The organism is Micromonospora sp. NPDC049175 (assembly GCF_043197345.1).
In the GTDB taxonomy this organism is placed as follows: Bacteria; Actinomycetota; Actinomycetes; order Mycobacteriales; family Micromonosporaceae; genus Micromonospora.
This window is the reverse complement of record NZ_JBICSY010000007.1, coordinates 46,646-66,934: the sequence shown is the minus strand read 5'-3', so window position 1 is coordinate 66,934 and position 20,289 is coordinate 46,646. Positions and strand designations below refer to the sequence as shown.

General features: G+C 70.8%; 21 protein-coding genes. 7 read left to right on the top strand and 14 right to left on the bottom strand.

Features of this window, described 5'->3' with window-relative positions; all coding sequences use genetic code 11:
- Positions 1-9: 9 nt before the first annotated feature.
- A complete protein-coding gene (locus ACGFH8_RS26270) occupies positions 10-267 on the bottom strand; it encodes a WhiB family transcriptional regulator (RefSeq protein ID WP_088950012.1) in 258 nt (85 codons plus the stop codon).
- Positions 268-717: 450 nt separating this feature from the next.
- Positions 718-1,668: a diacylglycerol/lipid kinase family protein gene (locus ACGFH8_RS26265; protein WP_393371942.1), complete on the bottom strand. Its 951-nt coding sequence runs from the start codon at positions 1,666-1,668 to the stop codon at positions 718-720.
- On the opposite strand from ACGFH8_RS26265, the gene ACGFH8_RS26260 reads away from it, so the two are divergent.
- Positions 1,667-2,101, top strand: coding sequence for a hypothetical protein (locus ACGFH8_RS26260; protein WP_393371939.1), 435 nt, complete (start codon positions 1,667-1,669; stop codon positions 2,099-2,101). The genes ACGFH8_RS26265 and ACGFH8_RS26260 overlap by 2 nt on opposite strands.
- A 22-nt stretch (positions 2,102-2,123) precedes the next feature.
- On the opposite strand, the gene ACGFH8_RS26255 is transcribed toward ACGFH8_RS26260, so the two are convergent.
- Genes ACGFH8_RS26255 through sodN form a run of 3 tightly spaced genes read right to left on the bottom strand, consistent with a single transcriptional unit; the run spans position 2,124 to position 3,540 of the window.
- Positions 2,124-2,531: an ATP-binding protein gene (locus ACGFH8_RS26255; RefSeq protein ID WP_393371936.1), complete on the bottom strand. Its 408-nt coding sequence runs from the start codon at positions 2,529-2,531 to the stop codon at positions 2,124-2,126.
- Positions 2,528-3,139, bottom strand: coding sequence for a GNAT family N-acetyltransferase (locus tag ACGFH8_RS26250; protein WP_393371933.1), 612 nt, complete (start codon positions 3,137-3,139; stop codon positions 2,528-2,530). The genes ACGFH8_RS26255 and ACGFH8_RS26250 overlap by 4 nt, the downstream gene beginning before the upstream one ends.
- Entirely contained in the window at positions 3,136-3,540 is a 405-nt protein-coding gene (gene sodN / locus ACGFH8_RS26245; RefSeq protein WP_357377472.1) for a superoxide dismutase, Ni, read from the bottom strand. Before sodN ends, ACGFH8_RS26250 begins: the two co-directional genes overlap by 4 nt.
- Positions 3,541-3,593: 53 nt before the next feature.
- On the opposite strand from sodN, the gene ACGFH8_RS26240 reads away from it, so the two are divergent.
- The 3 genes from ACGFH8_RS26240 (at position 3,594) to ACGFH8_RS26230 (ending at position 6,438) form a co-directional block, all read left to right on the top strand.
- Complete coding sequence (locus ACGFH8_RS26240) at positions 3,594-3,974, top strand: S24 family peptidase (RefSeq protein WP_393371931.1); 381 nt, start codon at positions 3,594-3,596, stop codon at positions 3,972-3,974.
- Positions 3,975-4,119: 145 nt separating this feature from the next.
- On the top strand, positions 4,120-5,298 hold the full coding sequence (locus ACGFH8_RS26235) for an NADP-dependent malic enzyme (RefSeq protein ID WP_393371928.1): 1,179 nt from the start codon (positions 4,120-4,122) through the stop codon (positions 5,296-5,298).
- 177 nt (positions 5,299-5,475) lie between these two features.
- Positions 5,476-6,438 carry a zinc-binding dehydrogenase gene (locus ACGFH8_RS26230; RefSeq protein ID WP_393371926.1) on the top strand — a complete coding sequence of 321 codons (963 nt, stop codon included), beginning with the start codon at positions 5,476-5,478 and terminating at the stop codon, positions 6,436-6,438.
- Between the two features lie 245 nt (positions 6,439-6,683).
- On the opposite strand, the gene ACGFH8_RS26225 is transcribed toward ACGFH8_RS26230, so the two are convergent.
- On the bottom strand, positions 6,684-7,652 hold the full coding sequence (locus tag ACGFH8_RS26225; RefSeq protein WP_393371923.1) for an alpha/beta hydrolase family protein: 969 nt from the start codon (positions 7,650-7,652) through the stop codon (positions 6,684-6,686).
- Between the two features lie 84 nt (positions 7,653-7,736).
- Positions 7,737-8,786 carry an aldo/keto reductase gene (locus ACGFH8_RS26220; RefSeq protein ID WP_393372427.1) on the bottom strand — a complete coding sequence of 350 codons (1,050 nt, stop codon included), beginning with the start codon at positions 8,784-8,786 and terminating at the stop codon, positions 7,737-7,739.
- A 91-nt stretch (positions 8,787-8,877) separates the two neighbouring features.
- Here ACGFH8_RS26220 and ACGFH8_RS26215 point away from each other — a divergent pair, with 91 nt between their 5' ends.
- Entirely contained in the window at positions 8,878-9,339 is a 462-nt protein-coding gene (locus ACGFH8_RS26215) for a MerR family transcriptional regulator (RefSeq protein ID WP_393371920.1), read from the top strand.
- On the opposite strand, the gene ACGFH8_RS26210 is transcribed toward ACGFH8_RS26215, so the two are convergent.
- Positions 9,221-9,766, bottom strand: a complete 546-nt coding sequence (locus ACGFH8_RS26210) for a nucleotidyltransferase domain-containing protein (protein WP_393371918.1) — start codon at positions 9,764-9,766, stop codon at positions 9,221-9,223. The genes ACGFH8_RS26215 and ACGFH8_RS26210 overlap by 119 nt on opposite strands.
- Before the next feature lie 54 nt (positions 9,767-9,820).
- On the opposite strand from ACGFH8_RS26210, the gene ACGFH8_RS26205 reads away from it, so the two are divergent.
- Complete coding sequence (locus ACGFH8_RS26205) at positions 9,821-9,991, top strand: hypothetical protein (RefSeq protein WP_393371915.1); 171 nt, start codon at positions 9,821-9,823, stop codon at positions 9,989-9,991.
- A 104-nt stretch (positions 9,992-10,095) separates the two neighbouring features.
- The gene (locus ACGFH8_RS26200; protein WP_393371912.1) at positions 10,096-10,614 is read left to right on the top strand and encodes a hypothetical protein; all 519 of its coding nucleotides are present in this window, start codon (positions 10,096-10,098) and stop codon (positions 10,612-10,614) included.
- Between the two features lie 21 nt (positions 10,615-10,635).
- Here the strand turns inward: ACGFH8_RS26200 and ACGFH8_RS26195 are convergent, their stop codons facing one another.
- The 6 genes from ACGFH8_RS26195 to ACGFH8_RS26170 all read right to left on the bottom strand — a co-directional run bounded on the left by ACGFH8_RS26195 (position 10,636) and on the right by ACGFH8_RS26170 (position 20,174).
- Positions 10,636-11,751 carry an acetate/propionate family kinase gene (locus ACGFH8_RS26195; RefSeq protein WP_393371910.1) on the bottom strand — a complete coding sequence of 372 codons (1,116 nt, stop codon included), beginning with the start codon at positions 11,749-11,751 and terminating at the stop codon, positions 10,636-10,638.
- Positions 11,748-13,817 (bottom strand): phosphate acetyltransferase, encoded by a 2,070-nt coding sequence (gene pta / locus ACGFH8_RS26190; protein WP_393371908.1) that lies wholly within the window; start codon positions 13,815-13,817, stop codon positions 11,748-11,750. The genes ACGFH8_RS26195 and pta overlap by 4 nt, the downstream gene beginning before the upstream one ends.
- Before the next feature lie 265 nt (positions 13,818-14,082).
- The gene (locus ACGFH8_RS26185) at positions 14,083-14,268 is read right to left on the bottom strand and encodes a DUF6104 family protein (RefSeq protein WP_007464679.1); all 186 of its coding nucleotides are present in this window, start codon (positions 14,266-14,268) and stop codon (positions 14,083-14,085) included.
- A gap of 140 nt (positions 14,269-14,408) precedes the next feature.
- Positions 14,409-18,155, bottom strand: a complete 3,747-nt coding sequence (locus tag ACGFH8_RS26180) for a multifunctional oxoglutarate decarboxylase/oxoglutarate dehydrogenase thiamine pyrophosphate-binding subunit/dihydrolipoyllysine-residue succinyltransferase subunit (protein ID WP_393371906.1) — start codon at positions 18,153-18,155, stop codon at positions 14,409-14,411.
- 274 nt (positions 18,156-18,429) lie between these two features.
- Complete coding sequence (locus ACGFH8_RS26175; protein WP_393371903.1) at positions 18,430-19,242, bottom strand: ABC transporter permease; 813 nt, start codon at positions 19,240-19,242, stop codon at positions 18,430-18,432.
- Positions 19,239-20,174, bottom strand: coding sequence for an ABC transporter ATP-binding protein (locus ACGFH8_RS26170; protein WP_393371900.1), 936 nt, complete (start codon positions 20,172-20,174; stop codon positions 19,239-19,241). The genes ACGFH8_RS26175 and ACGFH8_RS26170 overlap by 4 nt, the downstream gene beginning before the upstream one ends.
- Between the last annotated feature and the right edge of the window lie 115 nt (positions 20,175-20,289).

Sequence of the window (20,289 nt, the reverse complement as noted above, 5' to 3'; positions counted from 1 at the left end):
TCGTTGGGTTCAGGCGGAGTGAGCGCGCAGCACGCGGAGGCCGCCGCGCCGCTTGACGGCCCGCCGTTCCTCTTCGCTCATCCCGCCCCAGACGCCGGCGTCCTGACCCGACTCGAGCGCCCACTGCAGGCACTGGTCGGTCACGGAGCAGCGCCTGCAGACGGCCTTTGCCTGCTCGACCTGCAGCAGAGCCGGTCCAGACGTCCCGATCGGGAAGAACAGCTCCGGGTCCTCGTCGCGGCAGACACTATGGTGACGCCAGTCCATGGCGGCAACACTCCTCATTCTGGATGGGTGGCGAACAATTGCTTGGTCGTGCTTTTTCTATATGCATCCGCAGTGCCGATGGTGACGGTTAGCGTCCGTCCATTCGGCAGTGCGTGAGCAGGCGTTCAGCGCCGGGGACCTGCTGGAACAGCTCAACCTGTCGAGCATATCCAGGCAATGTCCCGGTAACTCAAGTTCGCTTGTGAATACTTTCACGAACAGTCGTGATGTCAAGGGTGACGCTCGGAAAAACTCCGGGCGGTGAGCAAGCCCACAGCCCCTTTGTCCGGTTTTCGAAGCTTTCCCGATTACCCGGTGTGCCACAGTCGAGGATCAATATAGTACAGTCCGCGTGACATTGCTGACATTTCCGGCACCTGCCCCTCGGTGTGGCGGTGACCACGTCGATCGGTTGCGGCCACCGTGTCGACCTAGGGCAGTACCCGAGACCTAGCAGATTACTCTCAGTGCGGCGGGAACGGAGGTGAATCTGACTTTCTCCCGCTCGCCGAGATAGTCGCCGTCCAGCTGGAAGGCCTGCGGACGGCTGGAGAGCAGGGTGAACTCCGCCGTGTCATGGAGTCGTAACACCTGTCGACCGCGCGGATCCGGTTGCCGAGCCAGGAACTGAGTCACTGTCCGTGTTGTGCTAGCCACTCGGAGCTGACGCAACGCCAGCACATCCAGCCCGAGATCGAACGACGCCGCCGGGTTCGGGTTGACCTCCCGGTCGCCCAGGTACGTCCACGGTGCCGTGTTCTGGATGATGACGGTGGCCAGCTCCTCCTCGGCCGGCTCGCCCGGGCGCTCCAGCACGATCGCCGGATGCCGCCGGTCCGAGGCGAAGAAATACTGGTTCATGATCGAGCGCAGATAGAGCGTCGGCGTGGACACCCGGCCCTTGCGGCGGGCCTGCTCCACCCGGTGGATGACCGCGGCGTCCAGGCCGAACCCCGCGCAGAAGGTGAAGTAGCGGTCGTCCGCGCGGCCCAGCCCCACCGTCCGGCTCCGGCCCAGCCGCAGCCCTTCGAGAATCATGCTGGTCGCCTCCGGCCACTCCCGGGGCAGACCCAAGGCACGGGCGAACACGTTCGTCGAGCCGCCCGGCACGGTCGCCAGCGCGGGCAACCGCTCGGCCATCGGCGCGTCGCCGGCGCGGGGTGGCGGGTCGGCCGTCATCAGGCCGTTCACCACCTCGTTGACGGTGCCGTCCCCACCCAGGGTGACGACCAGGTCGACGCCCTCGGCCGCGGCCTCCCGAGCCAGCGCCATCGCGTGTCCGCGCCGCCGGGTGTAACGCACGCTGAGGTCGACTTCGCTGCGCAGCGCCCGGACAAGCACGTCCCGGCTGCGTTCGCTGGTGGTGGTGGCCTTTGGATTGACCACCAGGACGGCGTGCATGGGCGGCACTGTACCTCCCGGTAGCCCGGGTATCGTGGCGCGCGTGACCATCGACTCGGCCCCGTTCCCCGTCACGCTCCGCTGGGCGGTCCGGCTGCTGTGGGCGGAGGCGGCCGTCGTCGGGCTGATCGCGGCATGGCTGGTCTGGGCCGACCTCACGGCCACCACCACCGATCTGGCGTCGGCGTTGCTGGTGACCGCGTTCGCCATCGGGGCCGCGGTCGTGCTGTGGGCGCTGGGCCGGGCCCTGTCGCGCCGCAGGGCGGGCGCCCGCGCGCCCGCGATCGTGCTTCAGCTGATGCTGCTGCCGATCGGATGGTTCATGATCCAGGGCGGGTTGGGCTGGCTGGGCGTGCCGTTGATGGCGCTCGGCCTGGGCGTGGGCTGGCTGCTGGTCAGCCCTCCGACGACCCGGGCACTCGGCCTGCAGTGACCGACCCGGCGCGCGGAGCCGGTCAGTAGCCGCCGGAGCGGCGGGTGAGCAGCGCGATCGTGGCCCGACCGTCGGCGGCCGTGGCGGATGCCGACGTCGTCAACGCGGTGAGCACCTTCCAGGCGAAGGACGACTCGGCCGGCAGCGTGGCACCACGCACGGTCGGCACGGTCACCTCGACGGTCAGCGCGTCCTCGGTGACCGCGAAGCGGCACTCCAACTCGGCATCGCGGGTGGCGATGGCGAGCAACATGGCGCACGCCTCGTCGACCGCGATCCGCAGATCCTCGATCTCGTCGAGCGCGAACTGCAACCGGGCCGCGAGACCTGCGGTGGCGGTGCGGAGCACGCCAAGATAACCGCCGTCGGCGGGCACCGTGAGGTGCACCACGTCGTCGTCGATCGCTGGCTGGCCAGTCAGTTGAGTCACGCCTCATCCCCCCGGTCGGGGACTCTACCCGGTCGGTCGTCCGCACGCGTGCCAGCGGGGGCGGCATGGCCGGCAAGCGTCCGCAACGCGTCACCACTGAGCCGATAGGGGACCCACTCGCTCATCTGCTCCGCGCCGATCGAGGCGTAGAACCCGGCGGCCGGGTTCCAGTCGATCATCCACCACTCCAGCCGCCGGTAGCCGCGTCGTACGCAGATCTCGGCCAGGGTGGCGAGCAGCAGCCGACCCGCCCCGGAGCCCCGGGCGATCGGCCGGACGTAGAGGTCCTCCAGGTAGATGCCGTGCACGCCGGCCCAGGTGGAGAAGTTGAGGAACCACAGCGCGAAGCCGATCGGCTCGTCCCGCTCGTCGACCGCGACGTGACCGAAGAGCGCCGGTGCGGGCGACCGGCCACTCCGGCTCGGCGGGTCCGACGTCACGCCGGGATCCGGAGCCGTCGGGAACAGGGCCGAGATCAGCTGCTCGACGGTGAGGTGGCACTGGTCGGGGGCCCGTTCGTACTCCGCCAACTCGTGCACCATGGCGACGACGGCCGGCACGTCCTCGGGACGTGCCGGCCGGATCGTCGGGATGACCGGAGAGGTCACGCCTTCTTGGTCTCCCAGAAGATCTTCGAGATCTCGTCGATCTTCGAGAGCAGCTTGTCGGCGGTGGCCGGGTCGAGGCTGCCCTTGACGCCACCGGCGCCGGCGAGCTTGGTGGCCTCGTTGAACAGGCTGTGCAGGTTCGGGTACTTCTCGAAGTGCGGCGGCTTGAAGTAGTCGGTCCAGAGCACCCAGAGGTGGTGCTTGACCAGCTCGGCGCGCTGCTCCTTGATGATGATGGCGCGGGTACGGAACTCCGGGTCGGTGTTCGCCTGGTACTTCTCGCAGATCATTTTGACCGATTCGGCCTCGATCCGAGCCTGAGCCGGGTCGTAGACACCACACGGCAGGTCGCAGTGTGCGCTCGCGGTTACGCGGGGCGCGAGGATGCGCGGAAATCGCATCAGGATCCTCCATGGGAAGTTTGCGATGATCAAAGGCGACATTACTCCTGGGGATGCTTTCCGAACGGACGGAGGTGAAACCCGTGGGCGCCGATCACCCGCCTGAGGTGTCGCCGTTGCGCGGACCGTTGACCGCTGTCCTGGTGGTCGGCCCGTCCATGGCGCCGACGTTGCGGCACGGCGATTCGGTGCTGGTCCGCCCCGGCGGCCGCCGGATCCGGCCCGGAGACGTGGTGGTCGCGGTCTTCCGGACCCGTCCCGACCTGCTGGTGGTGAAGCGGGCGGTCCGGCAGCAGGATGGGGGCTGGTGGCTGCGCGGCGACAACGAGCTGGTCACCGACGACTCCCGGGCGTACGGGGTCGCCGACGTACGGGGTCGGGTGGTGATCCGCTACTGGCCGCGCCTCGGTCGGGTACGTCGTCACCGGTTATGACCCCGCTCACATCAGGGTGGGGGTGTCGACACTATGCTCGGAAGTGCTCGGGTGACCCCCCGTACCGCGTGCCACCGCTCGCCGCCCACCTCGCGGCCAGGCCCGGCCGCCTCACATCTGCTCGACAGATCCTGGAGTCACCACCATGTCTTCGTCCACCGTGGACCCCGCCGATCCCGTCTTCCTGCTGCACCGGGGCGGCAAGATGGCCGTCACGTCGACAGTGCCGCTGACCAGCCGGGAGGACCTCTCCCTGGCGTACACCCCGGGGGTGGCCCGGGTGTGCGAGGCGATCGCGACCGACCCCGCCCTGGTGGACGACTACACCTGGGTGTCGCACACCGTCGCGGTGGTCACCGACGGCTCGGCGGTGCTCGGGCTCGGCAACATCGGCCCACGTGCCGCGCTGCCGGTGATGGAGGGCAAGGCGGTGTTGTTCAAGCAGTTCGGCGGGGTGGACGCCGTGCCGGTCTGCCTGGACACGCAGGACGCCGACGAGATCGTCGCCGTGGTCCGGGCGCTGGCCCCCTCGTTCGGCGGGATCAACCTGGAGGACATCAGCGCGCCGCGCTGCTTCGAGATCGAGCGCCGGCTCGACGAGGCGCTGGACATCCCGGTCTTCCACGACGACCAGCACGGCACCGCGATCGTGGTGCTCGCCGCGCTGCGCAACGCCGCCACCCTGCTCGACCGCAAGCTCGGCGACCTGCGGGTCGCGGTGAGCGGTGCGGGCGCGGCCGGCGTGGCCGTGACGAAGATGCTGATCGCCGGGGGCGTCAACCCCGACCAGGTGGTGGTCTGTGACTCCAAGGGCATCATCGGCCGGCACCGCACCGAACTGACCGGCACCAAGGCCGAGTTGGCGGCGACCACGAACGCCGACGGCCGCCACGGCGACATCACCGAGGCCCTGCGCGACGCGGACGTGCTGATCGGGGTCTCCGGCGGGCAGATCCCCGAAGCGGCGGTGGCGGGAATGGCACCCGGCGGCATCGTGTTCGCGCTGGCCAACCCGACCCCCGAGGTGCACCCCGAGGTCGCCGCCCGGCACGTCGCGGTGGTCGCCACCGGGCGCAGTGACTACCCCAACCAGATCAACAACGTGCTGGCCTTCCCCGGGGTGTTCCGCGGGGCGCTCGATGCCGGCGCGACCCGGATCACCGAGGCGATGAAGGTCGCCGCCGCGGACGCCATCGCCGGCGTGGTGGCCGAGTCGCTGACCGTCGACGCGATCGTCCCCTCGCCGCTCGACCCGCGCGTCGCGCCGGCCGTCGCCGAGGCGGTCGCCGAAGCCGCCCGCCGCGACGGCGTCGCCCGCCGCTAGCCCGCCTGTGCGCCGGCCCGGGCCGGGGCGTTTCGGCGCGGCATGCGCCGCAGGCCTGTGTGCCGACCCGGGCCGGGGCGTTCCGGCGCGGCATGTGCCGCAGGCCTGTGTGCCGGCCGGGGCGCACGGGCGCGGCGTGCGTCGCGCGCCTTCTTAACGGGCGCTCAGCTTGTTACCGTGCCGATCATGCGTGCCGCCTTTGCCTCCCGCTTCAATGACGCCGATCCGCTCGCCGCCCTCACCGTCGGTGAGCGGCCCGAGCCGACGCCCCCGGCCGACGACTGGGTGACCGTGCGGTTGCGGGCCACCTCGCTCAACCACCACGACCTCTGGTCGCTGCGCGGAGTAGGGCTCACCGAGGCCCAACTGCCGATGATCCTCGGCTGCGACGCGGTGGGGCTGGACCCGGAGGGCCGCCCGGTGGTCGTGTACCCGGTGGTCGTCACTCCCGGTGACCCACGCGGGGTCTCCATCCTCTCCGAGCACTTCGCGGGAACCCTCGCCGAGCGGGTCGCCGTACCCCGATCGAACCTGATCCCGCTGCCGGACGGCATGGCGGCGACCGACGCGGCGTGCCTGCCCACGGCCTGGCTGACCGCGTGGCGGATGCTGACCACCAAGGGCCGCGTCGCGGACGCCGACAGCGTGCTGGTCCAGGGCGCGGGCGGCGGCGTCGCCACCGCGGCCGTCGCGCTCGCCGTCGCGATGGGCAAGCGGGTGTACGCGACGAGCCGCGACGCCGGCAAGCGGGACCGGATCTCGGCTCTCGGCGCCACCGCCGTGGAACCCGGTGCCCGGCTGCCGGAACGCGTCGACGTGGTGATCGAGACGGTGGGCGCGGCCACCTTCGACCACTCGCTGAAGTCGGCCGCCCCGATGGCCCGGATCGTGGTCTCCGGCGCGACCGCGGGGCACGAGCCGTCGGTCAACCTGCGTCGGGTCTTCGCGATGCAGTTGGAGATCCTGGGCACCTCGATGGGCACGCCGGGTGAGCTGTACGAACTGCTGGCGTTCTGCTCCGACAACGAGGTGCGCCCGGTGGTGGACAGCGTCGTCCCGTTCAGCCGGGTCGAGGACGCCTTCGCCCGCCTGCACTCCGGCGATGCCTTCGGCAAGGTCGTCATCGACCACACCGCCTGACGCGTCACCGCGTTTTACCGCCCGGCCCGGCCCGGCCCGGCCCGGCCGCGCCTCGCGCAGCCGCAAGATCACGCTATAACCAGGAAATAGTGGTCTCCCACGCCGCGGAGGCCACTATTTCCACGTTGTTGCGCGATCTTGCGGCGACGCGGGCGGTGCGGGCGGCGCGGGCGGCGCGGGCGGTGCGGAGCGGGCGGGGCGGTGCGGCCGGGCGGGGCCGGGCGGGCCGGCGAGCCGTCCGGGCTTCAGAGGTGGTCGTCGAAGGTGGCGATGTCGCCGCGGGTCGCGTCGGTGGGGATGCGCTTCTTGGCCGCCGCGTCGCCGTAGAGCGACCAGCGCAGGAACTCGACCGACGTGTCCGACACGACCCGCAGCGCGGCCTTGTCCTTGAGCATCGTCCGTCCGTGGTCGCCGTTCGGCAGGCTCAGCATCGCCTTGGGCCAGGGCACCTTGTCGTACGCGGCCTTGCCCGCCGCGTACTCGACCACCTCGTCCAGCTCACCGTGCACGAACAGTTGCGGGGCGGCCGCGCCGGCGAACGCGGTGCCCACGCCGAGCGCCGTGCCCGCGAACACCACGCCCGCGTCCAGCCGCTCGTCCCGGGCGATGGTGAACAGCCCGATGGTGGTCACCCCGCCCGCCGAGTGCCCGGCCGCGGCCACCCGCTCGCCGTCCAACCGGCCCCGCAACGGGTCGTCGGCCGTGGTGCCCAGCGCGAGCACCCGGTCCAACGCGTACGACACGTCGGCCGGTTGGTTGAGCACGTCGAGGACGTTGTTGTCCGCGCCCGCCGAGGTGTGCGGGAAGGCCGGCGCGGCGACCACGAATCCCGCCGCCGCCCACCGGGTCAGCAGCGTGGCGTAGTCGTCCGGCCGACCGCCCAGGCCGTGACTGAACATCACCACCGGAAACCGGCCCTCGGCCGCCGCCGCCGACCGCCTGGCCGCGCCGCCGGACTGCCCGGCCGCCGGGTACCAGAGCGTCGTCGGCAGCGCACGGCCGTTCCGGTTCAGCTTCAGTTGGCGTACGCCGACCGCGAAGGTGTGCTGCGGGGCCCTGCTGGCGGCGACCTGCGGTGTCGGCGTGGCGGCGGCCTTCGGCTCGACGGGTGGTGCCGGCGCGTGCTGGCTCGGGCGGGTTTGCGTGGAGCAGCCGACCAGACCGGCCATGAGCACGGCGCTGGCCAGCAGTGCGGGAGTGACGCGACGCGACATGTTTCCGATTGTGCCCCGACCGGCAGGGGTGCTCGGGGGGCATTGACGCGTTGTGTCCTTCCGGTCATTGGGTGTGCTGCCGGCTCAGGCCGCGGCACGGTCGGCGAGCGGGCGGCGTCGGCGTGCGATGTCCGTGAGTGCGCGCACCGGGAAGGCGGCATTGGGGTTGTACCGGTTCGTGCCGGGCGGCACGATCTCGTCGATCCGGTCGAGGGTCGCGTCGTCCAGGGTGAGCGTGGCGCCCTTGAGCAGATCGTCCAGTTGCGGCCTGGTGCGCGGTCCGATGATCGCCGAGGTGACGGCCGGATGGGCCACGGTGAAGGCGATGGCGAGTTGCGGAAGCGTGCAGCCGATGCTCGCCGCGAGGTCGACGAGCTGTTCGACGGCGTCGAGCTTGGCGGCGTTCTCGGCGATGGTGGGATCGAACTGTGCCGGCCGCAGGGCGGCTCGCCCGGTCGACAGGTCGACGGGCTGGTCCCTGCGGTACTTCCCGCTGAGAAACCCGAACGCCAGCGGGCTCCAGACCAGCACCCCCATGCCGTAGCGCTGGCAGACCGGCAGGGTCGAGGCCTCGACGCCGCGGGCCAGGATCGAGTACGGCGGCTGCTCGGTGCGCAGGCGGCCGAGGCCGCGACGTTCGGAGACCTGGTGCGCCTCGACGATCTCCTCGGCGGGGAACGTCGAGCAGCCGAACGCGCGGATCTTGCCCTCGCGGACGAGGTCGGTGAGCACCGAGAGCGTCTCCTCGATGTCGGTCGAGGGGTCGGGACGGTGGATCTGGTAGAGGTCGATCCAGTCGGTGTCCAACCGCCGGAGGCTCCCCTCGACCGCCTTGAGGATCCACCGCCGCGAGTTGCCACCCTGGTTGGGGCCCTCGCCCATCGGGAAGTGCGCCTTGGTGGCGAGCACGACGTCGTCGCGGCGCCCGCGCAGCGCCTTGCCCACGATCTGTTCGGACTCGCCCCGGCCGTACATGTCGGCGGTGTCGATGACGTTGATGCCCTGGTCGAGGGCGGTGTGGACGATGCGGGCGCAGTCGTCGTGGTCGGGGTTGCCGACGGCACCGAACATCATGGTCCCGAGGCAGTGGGTGCTGACCTCGATGCCGGTGCCGCCGAGGGTGCGATAGCGCATGCCGATGCTCTCCCAGGTGGTTGATTGGTGATCACCTGGCACGGTAGGAGCTTGAGTCGGCTCTAGGTCAACCCCCGTTACCCTGCTCGGCATGGGTGAGGTCACCGCGGGTCTGAGCATCGGACAGGTCGCCGAGCGCACCGGCTTGAGCGTGCACGCGCTCCGCTTCTACGAGCAGCAGGGCGTCTTCGTCAGCCCCGTACGCCGGGGGTCCACCGGACGTCGCGTCTACAGCCAGGACGACGTGGACTGGCTGACCGTCTGCATCATCCTCCGCGCCTCCGGCATGCCGCTGCCGGCGCTTCGTCGCTACACCGAACTCGTCCGCGAAGGCGCGGGCAACGAGGAGGAACGGCTCGCGCTCATGCGTGAGCACCACGTGCGCGTCACGGACCAGATCGGCCGGCTCACCCAGAGCCTGGACCTGATCACCTTCAAGGTCGGGGTGTACGAGGATCTGCTCGACGAGGCCAGGCCCGCAGTCGAGCCAGGTCGTCCGCGTCCTTCGGACGGCGGGGTCGCTCCGGCATCCACACCGGGTACATCTGCTTGAACTCGATCTGGGCCGGCACCGAGATCGTCGGAACGACGAGCGGGCCGATCCGGCCGGGCGGTGCGTCGAGTATCCCGGCCGGCAGTGGCGTGCCGGCCCAGGGCCCGGCACCCACCGTCGGTCGACCGCTGTCGTCCCGACCCAGGTACGCGAAGCTCACCTCCACCTCGGCGGCGAACAGGTCGAGCTGGTTCCACACCGGCATCCGGGGGTCGGGCTGCCAGCCCCGGGCCAGCAGCAGGGCGGCCAGCCGGTCCGCGTCCGCACGCCAGCAGTACCAGTCGACGTCGACGTGGGAACGGGACACCTCGCCGAGCTGGAAGTCCATCGCCCAGCCGCCCCGCAACCACACCGGAACAGCGGCCGATGCGGCCACCTCGACCACCTCGGCGATGCTCGCCAACTGGCGGCGCGCGAGGTCGTCCACCAGGGCACCCTACCGGGGCGGTGCGTCGCGACCGGCTTCGCTAGGGTCACCGGCATGCCTGAGAACTACACCGACCCCAGTGGCAACACCGAGGCGTTCCGCGCGTTCAACCAGACCCCGGAGGCCGCCGCGCCGGCGGAGTCGCCGTCCCGCCTGCCGCTGATCATCGGCGCGGCGGTCGTGGTGGTCGTGCTCGTCGCCCTCGTCGTCTGGCTCGCGAGCTGAGCGTGCCGGGCCGGGCCGACGCGCCCAGCTCGCGGACGGCGGACGACGACCCGTCTGCGTCCCTACTGACCAGGCTCCGGAGCATCCGCCGCGGTCCGGCCGTCGTGGGTGCCCTGCTCCTGCTCACCAGCCTCGCGTACGCGACAAGCATCGCCGGTTACAAGTGGCACCTGCACACCAAGGCTGAGCGGTTACGAGCCGAGGGCGTGCCGGTTCTGGCTGACGTGGGCGACCGCGGGGACACCGTCGGACGTGGCGGCGGCACCGACACCATCCAGGTCGGATACGACTACGAGGGTGTCCGGTATTCCGAGCGGATCCTCTGCGGCTCGGCCGGCGGCTGCACCGAGGAATCGCCGACGGTGCTGCGGGTGTGGGTCGATCCTGTGCACCCCGAGGAGTTCCTCGCCGAGAACGGCAACACCGATGATTCGGTGTTCGTCCTCAACGCCTGGGGCGGCGTCCCCTTCGGTCTGGCCTTCGCCGTGATCGGTGGGATTACGGTCTGGGCGGCCACCCTGCCGGGCCGGGCTTCCGGCCCGACGCGGGCCGGACGTGGCCCCGGCCGGGACCGGGTCCGCCGTACCGTGAGTGCCCGGCGTCGGCGCAACACCCGTCGCTGATCCGCCGTCTCGGACCGGTCGTCACTGGCGGGCGACCACGTCCCGGGTCTGCCGGGCGATCTCCCGTTCCTCGTCGGTCCGGATGACACACACGCTCACCTCGGCGTCGTCGGGTGAGATCACCCGGTCGCCCGTGCCGTCGTTGCGGGCGTCGTCGACGGCGATGCCGAGTCGCTCCAGGCGGGCCAGGGCGGCTGCCCGGACGGGCGCGGCGTGCTCGCCCACCCCGGCGGTGAAGGCGATCGCGTCGACGCGGCCGAGTAGCGCGTAGTACGCCCCGACGTACTCGGTGATCCGCCGGCAGTAGACGTCGAAGGCCAGCGCCGCCGCCCGGTCCCCGGTCGCCCGGCGCGCGAGCACCTCGCGCATGTCGTTGACGCCGGTCAACCCGAGCAGGCCGCTGCGGTGGTTGAGCAGGTCGTCGATCTCGTCCACCGACAGCCCGGCCTCCCGGCGCAGGTGGAAGATCACGGTGGGGTCGAGGTCGCCGCTGCGGGTGCCCATCACCAGCCCCTGCAACGGGGACATGCCCATCGAGGTGGCGACACTGCGACCGTTGGCCACCGCACAGACGCTGGCCCCGTTGCCCAGGTGCAGGGTGATCGTGTTGACCTGGTCGTACGGGCGGCCGAGCAGTTCGGCGGTGCGCCGGGACACGTACGCGTGTGAGGTGCCGTGGAAGCCGTACCTGCGGATGTCGTACCGCTCGGCGATGTCCCGGTCGATCGCGTACGTCGCGGCGGCCTCCGGCAGGGTGTGGTGGAACGCGGTGTCGAAGACGGCGACCTGCGGGACGTCCGGCAGCGCGGCGCGGGCCACCTCGATGCCGGCCAGGTTGGCCGGGTTGTGCAGCGGAGCGAGCGGCACCAGGTTCTTGATCGCGGCCAGGACCGCGTCGTCGACGAGCACCGGCGCGCTGAACGTCCGGCCTCCGTGCACCACCCGGTGCCCGACCGCGGCGAGCCCGCTCAGGTCGAGTCCGTCCAGGATCTGCCGGACCGCGCCGGCGTGGTCCGGTGGACCACCACCGGGCTCACCGATCCGCTCGACGGTGCCGTGGTCGAGCGCCTGGTCCCCGTCGTACCGGCGCCACTTCACCGACGACGACCCGCAGTTGAGCACGAGCACCCGACTCACGATGCCTCCTCGGTGGCCGCCTGGATGGCGGTGATCGCCACCGTGTTGACGATGTCCGGCACGGTCGCGCCGCGGGACAGGTCGTTCACCGGCCGGCGCAGGCCCTGCATGACCGGGCCGACGGCGACCGCCCCGGCGGAGCGCTGCACCGCCTTGTACGTGTTGTTGCCCGTGTTCAGGTCCGGGAAGATGAAGACGGTGGCCTGGCCGGCGACCGGGCTGCCCGGCAGCTTCGTCGCCGCCACCGCGGGGTCGATCGCCGCGTCGTACTGGATGGGCCCCTCGACCAGCAGGTCGGGCCGGCGCTCCCGGACCAGGGCGGTGGCCGCGGCGACCTTCTCCACGTCCTCGCCCGCGCCGGAGCTGCCGGTGGAGTACGACAGCATCGCCACCCGGGGTTCGATGCCGAACCGGGCGGCGGTGTCGGCCGACGAGATCGCGATGTCGGCGAGTTGCGCGGCGTCCGGGTCGCGGTTGACCGCGCAGTCGCCGTAGACCAGCACCCGGTCGGCGAGCAGCATGAAGAAGACGCTGGAGGCCACCGAGACCTCCGGCACGGTACGGATGATCTCGAACGCCGGTCGGATGGTCGCGGCGGTGGTGTGCGTGGCGCCGGAGATCATGCCGTCGGCCCGTCCGGTCGACACCATGAGCGTGCCGAAGTAGTTGGGTTGGGCCACGATGTCGTGCGCCAGCTCGGCGGTGACGCCCCGGTGGGCGCGCAGCCGGGCGTACTCGTCCGCGAAGTCGTCCCGCCACCCACTGGTGACCGGGTCGACGACGTTCGCGTCGCCGAGGTCGATGCCCAGTTCGCGGGTCCGCCGGGTGATGTCGTCCGGCCGGCCCAGCAGCGTCAGCTCGGCCACCCCGCGGCGCAGCAGGATCTCCGCCGCGCGCAGGATCCGTTCCTCGGTGCCCTCCGGCAGCACCAGGTGCCGGGGCTGCGAACGGGCCCGGTCGATCAGCTCGTTCTCGAACATCAGCGGGGTGACGCGGGTCGACCGGCTGACCCGCAGCCGGCGAGCCAGGTCGTCCGTGTCCACGCAGCGCTCGAACGCGCCCAGCGCCGCCTCCACCTTGCGCGGGTTGGCCGTGCTGGGCCGGCCCTCGATCCGGCTGGACGCGGCCACCGTGTCGTAGCTGTCACTGGGCACCGACAGCACCGCCAACCCGGTGTTCAGCCCCTCCACCAACCGCATGACCCGGGGGTCCGGCTGTTCGCCGAGCGTCAACACCAGCCCGGCCACCGACGCCTGACCGGCGACGTGCGCGGCGCTCGCGGCCACGAGCAGGTCGGCCCGGTCCCCGGGGGTGATCACCAGGGCGCCTTCGGTGAGGTGGTCCAGCAGCGTCGGCACGTGCGCCGCGCCGACCACGAAGTCCAGTACGTCGCGACTGAGCGCGGCGTCGTCCCCGGCCAGCAGGGTGGCGCCGAGCGCCGCCGCCACCTCGGCCACCGTCGGCGCCGAGACGCTCGGAACCTCCGGAATGGTGTACGCGGGGACCGGCAGATCGGGCAGCGTCATCGGCTCGGACACCCGGTTGGCGATCACCGCGAGCACCGTCGCGCCCAGGTCGGCCAGATCGTGGTACGCCCCGCGCACCGCCGACGCGACGGCCGCCGGCTCCTGCCCGAAGCCGTCCACCACCGGCACCACCACGCTGCCGAACTCGGTGGCCAGCCTCGCGTTGAAGGCCAACTCCCGAGGATGGGCCGGATCGCCCGGGTCGTCGAAGTCGCTACCCACCACGACCACGGCCGGGCACTGCCGTTCCACCGCCCGGTACCGCTCGACGACCGTGGAGATCAGTTGCTCACGCCGGCCGTCGGCGACAAGCGCCGCCGCCTGGGCGTACGTCGCCCCGGCCAGCTCCGACAGTGGCAGTTCGACCCGGTAGCGCTCGCTGAGCAGGGCGAGGATCGGGTCGGGACCGGTGTCGGCGACCAGCGGCCGGAACACGCCGATCCGCCCGACCTGACGGGACAGCAACTCCGCCAGCCCGAGGGCGATCGTCGACTTGCCTCCGCCGGACCCCACGCTAGTCAGATACACACTGCGAGCCACAGCCCCACCCTAAAAGATCGCGAACCCCCGACCGGTCCCCTCCCACCCCGACCACCCCTGCACCCCGCCCCGTCCGCCCCCGCGGCCCCGCCCCGTCCCCGTCGCCCCGCCGGCCCGCCCCGCCCCGCTCCGCCCCGCCGCCCCGTTGATCATGGAGTTATCGCGCGACACGCCGACGACACGCGCGCATAACCTCATGATCAACGCGGTGGGGGTGGGGGTGGGGGTGCGGTGGGGGTGGGCGGTGGAGGTGGGTGGGGGTTCGTTAGGCGTCTTCGTCGTCGGGGTCGTCCAGGCGGGCCAGGTAGGTGGCCAGGCGTTCGATGGGGGTTTCGAAGTCGGGGTTGAGGTCGACGAAGTCGCGCAGGCGTTCGCCCAGCCACTCCAGGGTCACCTGCTCGTCGCCCCGGCGTTCGACCAGCTCCTCGATGCCACGGTCGGTGAAGTACATGGGTACGTCCTCGTGCTCGGCCCGGCTCGGGCCGGGCGGGTGATGGGTGGGTGGATGGTCGACCGGCCGGCGGGGCCTACGAGAGCCGGGGCAGGGCCGTGGTGAAACGGCCCTGCCCCGGCTTCCGTGCACAGGTCAGGTCACGGGCGGGGGAGAGCCGCCTCGATCAGCGCGTTCTGCTCGACCTCGTGGGTCTTCGCCGAGCCGACCGCCGGGGCGGCCGCGGCCGGGCGGGAGATCCGCCGCAGCCGGACGTCCGTGAGGTGCTCCAGCAGGTTGAGCGCGACGAACGACCAGGCACCCTGGTTGGCCGGCTCCTCCTGCACCCAGGCGAAGTCCTCCGCGTTGGGGAACTGCGCGAGGGCGGCCCGGATCTCCTCCACCGGCAGCGGGTACAGCTGCTCGATCCGGAGGATCGCGGTGTCGGTGACGCCACGCTCCTGCCGGGCCTGGAACAGGTCGTAGTAGACCTTGCCGGAGCAGAGCAGCACCCGCTTCACCGCCTCCGGGGCCGGGGCTGCCGTGTCGCGCAGCACCGGCTGGAAGGTGCCGGTGGTGAAGTCCTCCACCGGGGAGACGCAGAGCTTGTGCCGCAGCAGCGACTTCGGCGTGAACACCACGAGTGGCTTGCGCTTGGGCGACAGGGCCTGGCGGCGCAGCAGGTGGAAGTAGTTCGCCGGGGTGGTCGGGATGGACACCCGCATGTTGTCCTCGGCGCACATCTGCAGGAACCGCTCCGGCCGGCCGGAGGTGTGGTCCGGCCCCTGGCCCTCGTGGCCGTGCGGCAGCAGCAGGGTGACGGCGGAGCGCTGACCCCACTTCACCTCGCCGGACGAGATGAACTCGTCGATCACCGACTGGGCGCCGTTGACGAAGTCGCCGAACTGGGCCTCCCAGGCGACCAGGGCGTTGATGTTCTCCACCGAGTAGCCGTACTCGAAGCCCATCGCCGCGTACTCGCTCAGCAGCGAGTCGTGCACGAAGAACCGGGAGCGCTCGCCGTCGCCGGTGAGCGACTTCAGCGGCAGGTAGTCGTCGCCGGTGCGGGAGTCGACGATCGAGGCGTGTCGCTGGACGAACGTGCCGCGACGTGAATCCTGCCCGGCGAGCCGGACGGTGACCCCGTCGTGCAGCAACGCCCCGAGCGCGATGATCTCGCCGAAGCCCCAGTCGATGTTGCCCTCGACGGACATCTTGGCCCGCCGGTCCAGCAGTTGCTGGATCCGCTTGTGCGGGGTGAAGCCCTCCGGGAGGTTGGTGTGCGCCTCGCCGATCGCCTTCACCACGGACGCGTCGGTGGCGGTGTCGACCTGCGGCTCCGGCTCCTCCTCGCGGCGCGGCCGGTTGAGCTGCCGGGGCGCCGAGGCGGCGTCCCGGGTGGCCTTGAAGACCTTCTCCAGCTGCGCCTGGTAGTCGCGCAGCAGCTCTTCCGCGTCCTCCACGGTGATGTCGCCGCGACCGATCAGCTCCTCGGTGTAGAGCTTGCGCACCGAGCGCTTCGAATCAATGATCTTGTACATCTGGGGGTTGGACATCGAGGGGTCGTCACCCTCGTTGTGCCCGCGCCGCCGGTAGCAGACCATGTCGATCACGACGTCCTTGTTGAACGTCTGCCGGTATTCGAAGGCCAGCCGAGCAACCCGGACCACGGCCTCGGGGTCGTCGCCGTTGACGTGGAAGATCGGCGCCTGGATCATCCGGGCCACGTCGGTGCTGTAGAGGCTGGACCGGCTGTATTCCGGGGCGGTGGTGAAGCCGACCTGGTTGTTGACCACCACGTGCACGGTGCCGCCGGTGCGGTAGCCGCGCAACTGCGACAGGTTGAGGGTCTCGGCGACCACGCCCTGCCCGGCGAACGCCGCGTCACCGTGCACCGCCAGCGGCAGCACGGTGTAGCCCTCCAGCTTGAGGTCGATCCGGTCCTGCTTGGCCCGGACGATGCCTTCCAGCACCGGGTCGACGGCCTCCAGGTGCGACGGGTTGGCCACCACCGACACCTTCACCGAGTGCGCGCCGTCGGGGGTGGTGAACTTGCCGTTCTGGCCCAGGTGGTATTTCACGTCACCGGAACCCTGCGTCGAGCGCGGGTCCAGGTGGCCCTCGAACTCCGAGAAGATCTTCTCGTACGGCTTGCCGACGATGTTGGCCAGCACGTTGAGTCGGCCCCGGTGCGCCATGCCGATGACGACCTCGTCCAGGCCGTTCTCGGCGGAGGACTCCAGCACCTCACCGAGCAGCGGGATCAGCGACTCGCCGCCCTCCAACGAGAAGCGCTTCTGGCCCACGTACTTGGTCTGCAGGAAGGTCTCGAAGGCCTCGGCGGCGTTGAGCCGGTTGAGCACGTGCTTCTGCTCGTCGGCGGCCGGCTTCTCATACTTGCGCTCGATCCGTTCCTGCACCCAGCGCCGCTCCTCCGGGTCCTGGATGTGCATGTACTCGATGCCGACGCGGCGGCAGTACGAGTCGCGCAGCACGCCGAGGATCGAGCGCAGCTTCATCCGCTGCCGGCCGGCGAAGCCGTTGACCGGGAACTCGCGGTCCAGGTCCCACAGGGTGAGCCCGTGCTGGAGGACGTCCAGGTCGGGGTGCTTGCGGATCTTGAATTCCAGCGGGTCGGTGTCGGCCATCAGGTGACCGCGCACCCGGTACGCGTGGATCAGCTCGTGCACCCGGGCGGTCTTGTTGATCTGACCCTCGGAGTTGACCGCGACGTCGCGCATCCAGCGCACCGGCTCGTACGGGATGCGCAGCGAGGTGAAGATCTGGTCGTAGAAGCCGTGCTCGCCGAGGATCAGCTCGTGCATCACCTTGAGGAACTCGCCGGACTGCGCGCCCTGGATGATCCGGTGGTCGTACGTGCTGGTCAGGGTGATGATCTTGCTGACGGCCAGCTCGGCCAGGGTGGCCTCGGACATGCCCTGGTAGGGGGCCGGGTACTCCATCGCGCCCACGCCGATGATCGCGCTCTGCCCCTGCATGAGGCGCGGCATCGAGTGCACGGTGCCGATGCCGCCCGGGTTGGTGAGCGAGATCGTGGTGCCGGCGTAGTCGTCCATGGTCAGCTCGTTGCGCCGCGCCCGCCGGACCACGTCCTCGTACGCCTGCCAGAACTGCCGGAAGTCCATCGACTCGCAGCCCTTGATGGAGGGGACCACCAGGTTGCGGCTGCCGTCCGGCTTGGCCAGGTCGATCGCGATGCCCAGGTTGACGTGCGCCGGGCGGACCATCGCCGGCTTGCCGTTGGCCTCGGCGAAGGAGTTGTTCATCTCGGGGTGCTGCACCAGCGCCCGGACCAGCGCGTAGCCGACCAGGTGGGTGAAGCTGACCTTGCCACCGCGCCCCCGGGCGAGGTGGTTGTTGATCACGATGCGGTTGTCGACGAGCAGCTTGGCCGGCACCGCGCGCACGCTTGTCGCGGTGGGCACGCTCAGCGAGGCGTCCATGTTCTGGACGATCTTCGCGGCGACGCCCCGCAACGGCGTGGTCTGCGGGCCGTCGGCGGTGGGGGCGGCGGCCTTGGCGGCCGGCTTGGCCGGGGCGGCCTTCTCCGGTGCGGCCTTCGCCGGCGCGGCCTTGGCCGGTGCCGACGGCGCGGCGGCCGGCTTGCTGGCGGCGGCCGGCTGCGCGGTGGCGCTCGGCTGGCTCACCGCGGCGGCCGGCTCCGGCTGCCCGTCCGGCTCCGGAGCGGCGGCCGGCTTCTCCGCCGACTCGGCCTTGCGGGGCGTGGCCGCCCCGGGCGCCGGTCGGTAGTCGGCGAAGAAGTCGTGCCAGGCCGAATCGACGCTCGTTGGGTCGGCGAGGTAACGCTGGTACATCTCCTCGACGATCCACTCATTCGGGCCGAAACCCGCCAGTGGGTTCTCCTGCGAAGTCTGCTGGGTCGACACGGCCGGTAATCGCCTCTTTCACGCGGGTTGTGTGGCACGCGGTGTGTCCCTCGTGCCCGATTAGGAGCACGGACTGGACGTCTCCCAGGCTACGCCGTACCGATCCCGCAGGCATTTCAGCCTCGGTCCCGTGGCCGGTTTCACAGAAGATGCCAGAAGTTCAGCAACCGCTGCGCGTCCGGTGCGGGACTGGTAACGCATGGTCACCCGCGCGGAGCGGGCACCGACCCCGGAGCGGGGCGTGTCGCCGCCGCCCCCGGGGTCGGAACCGCCGTCAGGCGATGTCGCGACGTCGCGTGATCAGGACTCCGGCGACCCCGCTGACGAGCGCGTAGCCGATGAGCACCAGGGCGCCGACCCACCAGGACGGGGTGAACTCCGTGGTGCCTTCCGTGATCATGACCTGGGACGCCACCGCCGGCCAGACCACCTGCCACTTGAGCACCGCCTCGCTGTCGAGCACGTTCGACAGGAGCAGGAACAGCAGACCGACCACCTGCGTGCCGATCAGATAGAGCACCGCCGCCGTGATCACCGCGCCGAGCTGGTTGGTGATCAGCGTGCCGATGCCCACGCCGAGGATCGTCCAGATGGCGTACGCGAGCAGGTTGAACAGCAGCGCCCGCTGCACCGGCCACTCACCGAGCTGGGTGCCGTAGTCGTTCAGGGACAGGAAGATCGAGCCGGCGGCCAGGTCGATGAGTGTGGTCGCCAGCCAGAACATGAAGCCGAGCAGGCTGGCGGCGACGAGCTTGCCGACGATGACCGACGTGCGCCGGGGAGTCGTCAGGAACGTCGTGGTCGCGGTCTGGTGGAAGAACTCGTTGGTGACCATCAGGATGCCGATGAGCATTACGAACATCAGCCCGAGGTACTGGCCCGAGGTGTAGAGGTTCGCCGCCTGCGCCGGCGCGGTCGCCTGCTCGGCGCTGACGCCGATGTTCTCGGCGTCGCCACCGAGCGCCGTGACGAGCAACCACGCGTTGATCGCGAACGCCAGGGCGATCGAGAGGAACGCGCCGAGGGCCAGCCACCACCAGGTGCTGGTGGTACGGATCTTGAGCAGTTCGGCTCGGACCAGGTTCATCGGATGCCCGCCTTTCCGGCCGTGAGCTCCAGGAAGACCCGTTCCAGATCGGGCCGTTCGGTGGACAGTTCGTGCAGCTCGACGCCGGCGGCCAGGGCGGCCCTGCCGATCGTCGGGGCGTCCACCCCGGCGACCAGCAGCACGCCCTGCTCGTCGGTGTCGACGGTCGCCGACTGCGCCTTCAGGGCAGCGACGAGCGTCTCGGCCTGCGGCGTGCGCACCCGCACCCGGGCGCTCTGCGCCATCGAGCCGAGGACCTGGTCGACAGGTCCCTGCCGGACCAACTGCCCGGCCGCGATGATCACCACGTCGTCGGCGAGCAACTGCATCTCCGACAGCAGGTGGCTGGAGACCAGCACGGTGCGGCCTTCGACGGCGAGGTTCTTGAGGAACCCACGCATCCACCGGATGCCCTCCGGGTCCAGCCCGTTGGCCGGCTCGTCGAGGATCAGCACGCGGGGGTCGCCGAGCATCGCGGCGGCGATGCCCAGCCGCTGCTTCATGCCCAGCGAGTAGCCCTTGAACTTGCGCTTCGCCGCCGGGGTCAACCCGACCAGGGCCAGCGCCTCGTCGGCCCGCTGGCGGGGCAGCCCGGCCGCCGCGCAGATGACCCGCAGGTGGTTGATGCCGGTGCGGCCCTTGTGCGCGCTCGAGGCCTCCAGCACCGCGCCGACGTGCCGCAGCGGGTCCGTGAGGTCGACGTACCGGTGGCCGCTGATGGTGGTCGTGCCGGCAGTCGGCGTGACCAGGTTCAGCAGCATGCGCAGGGTGGTGGTCTTGCCAGCGCCGTTCGGGCCGAGGAAGCCGGTCACCCGCCCCGGTGCCACGGTGAAGGACAGGTTGTTCACCGCCCGCACGTTCTTGTACTGCTTCGTCAGACCGGACACCACGATCTGACCGTCGCTGGTGGGGCTTCGCTGCCCGTCAGTCATCGTTCTCCTCCCGTGTGTGGCGTCGAGGTACGCCGTGGCACAGCGTGACGGCCCGGGGCAACAAGGTCAATCAGGCGCGGTCCGTATGTTCGCCTCCACCGCAGGGTGGAGACGC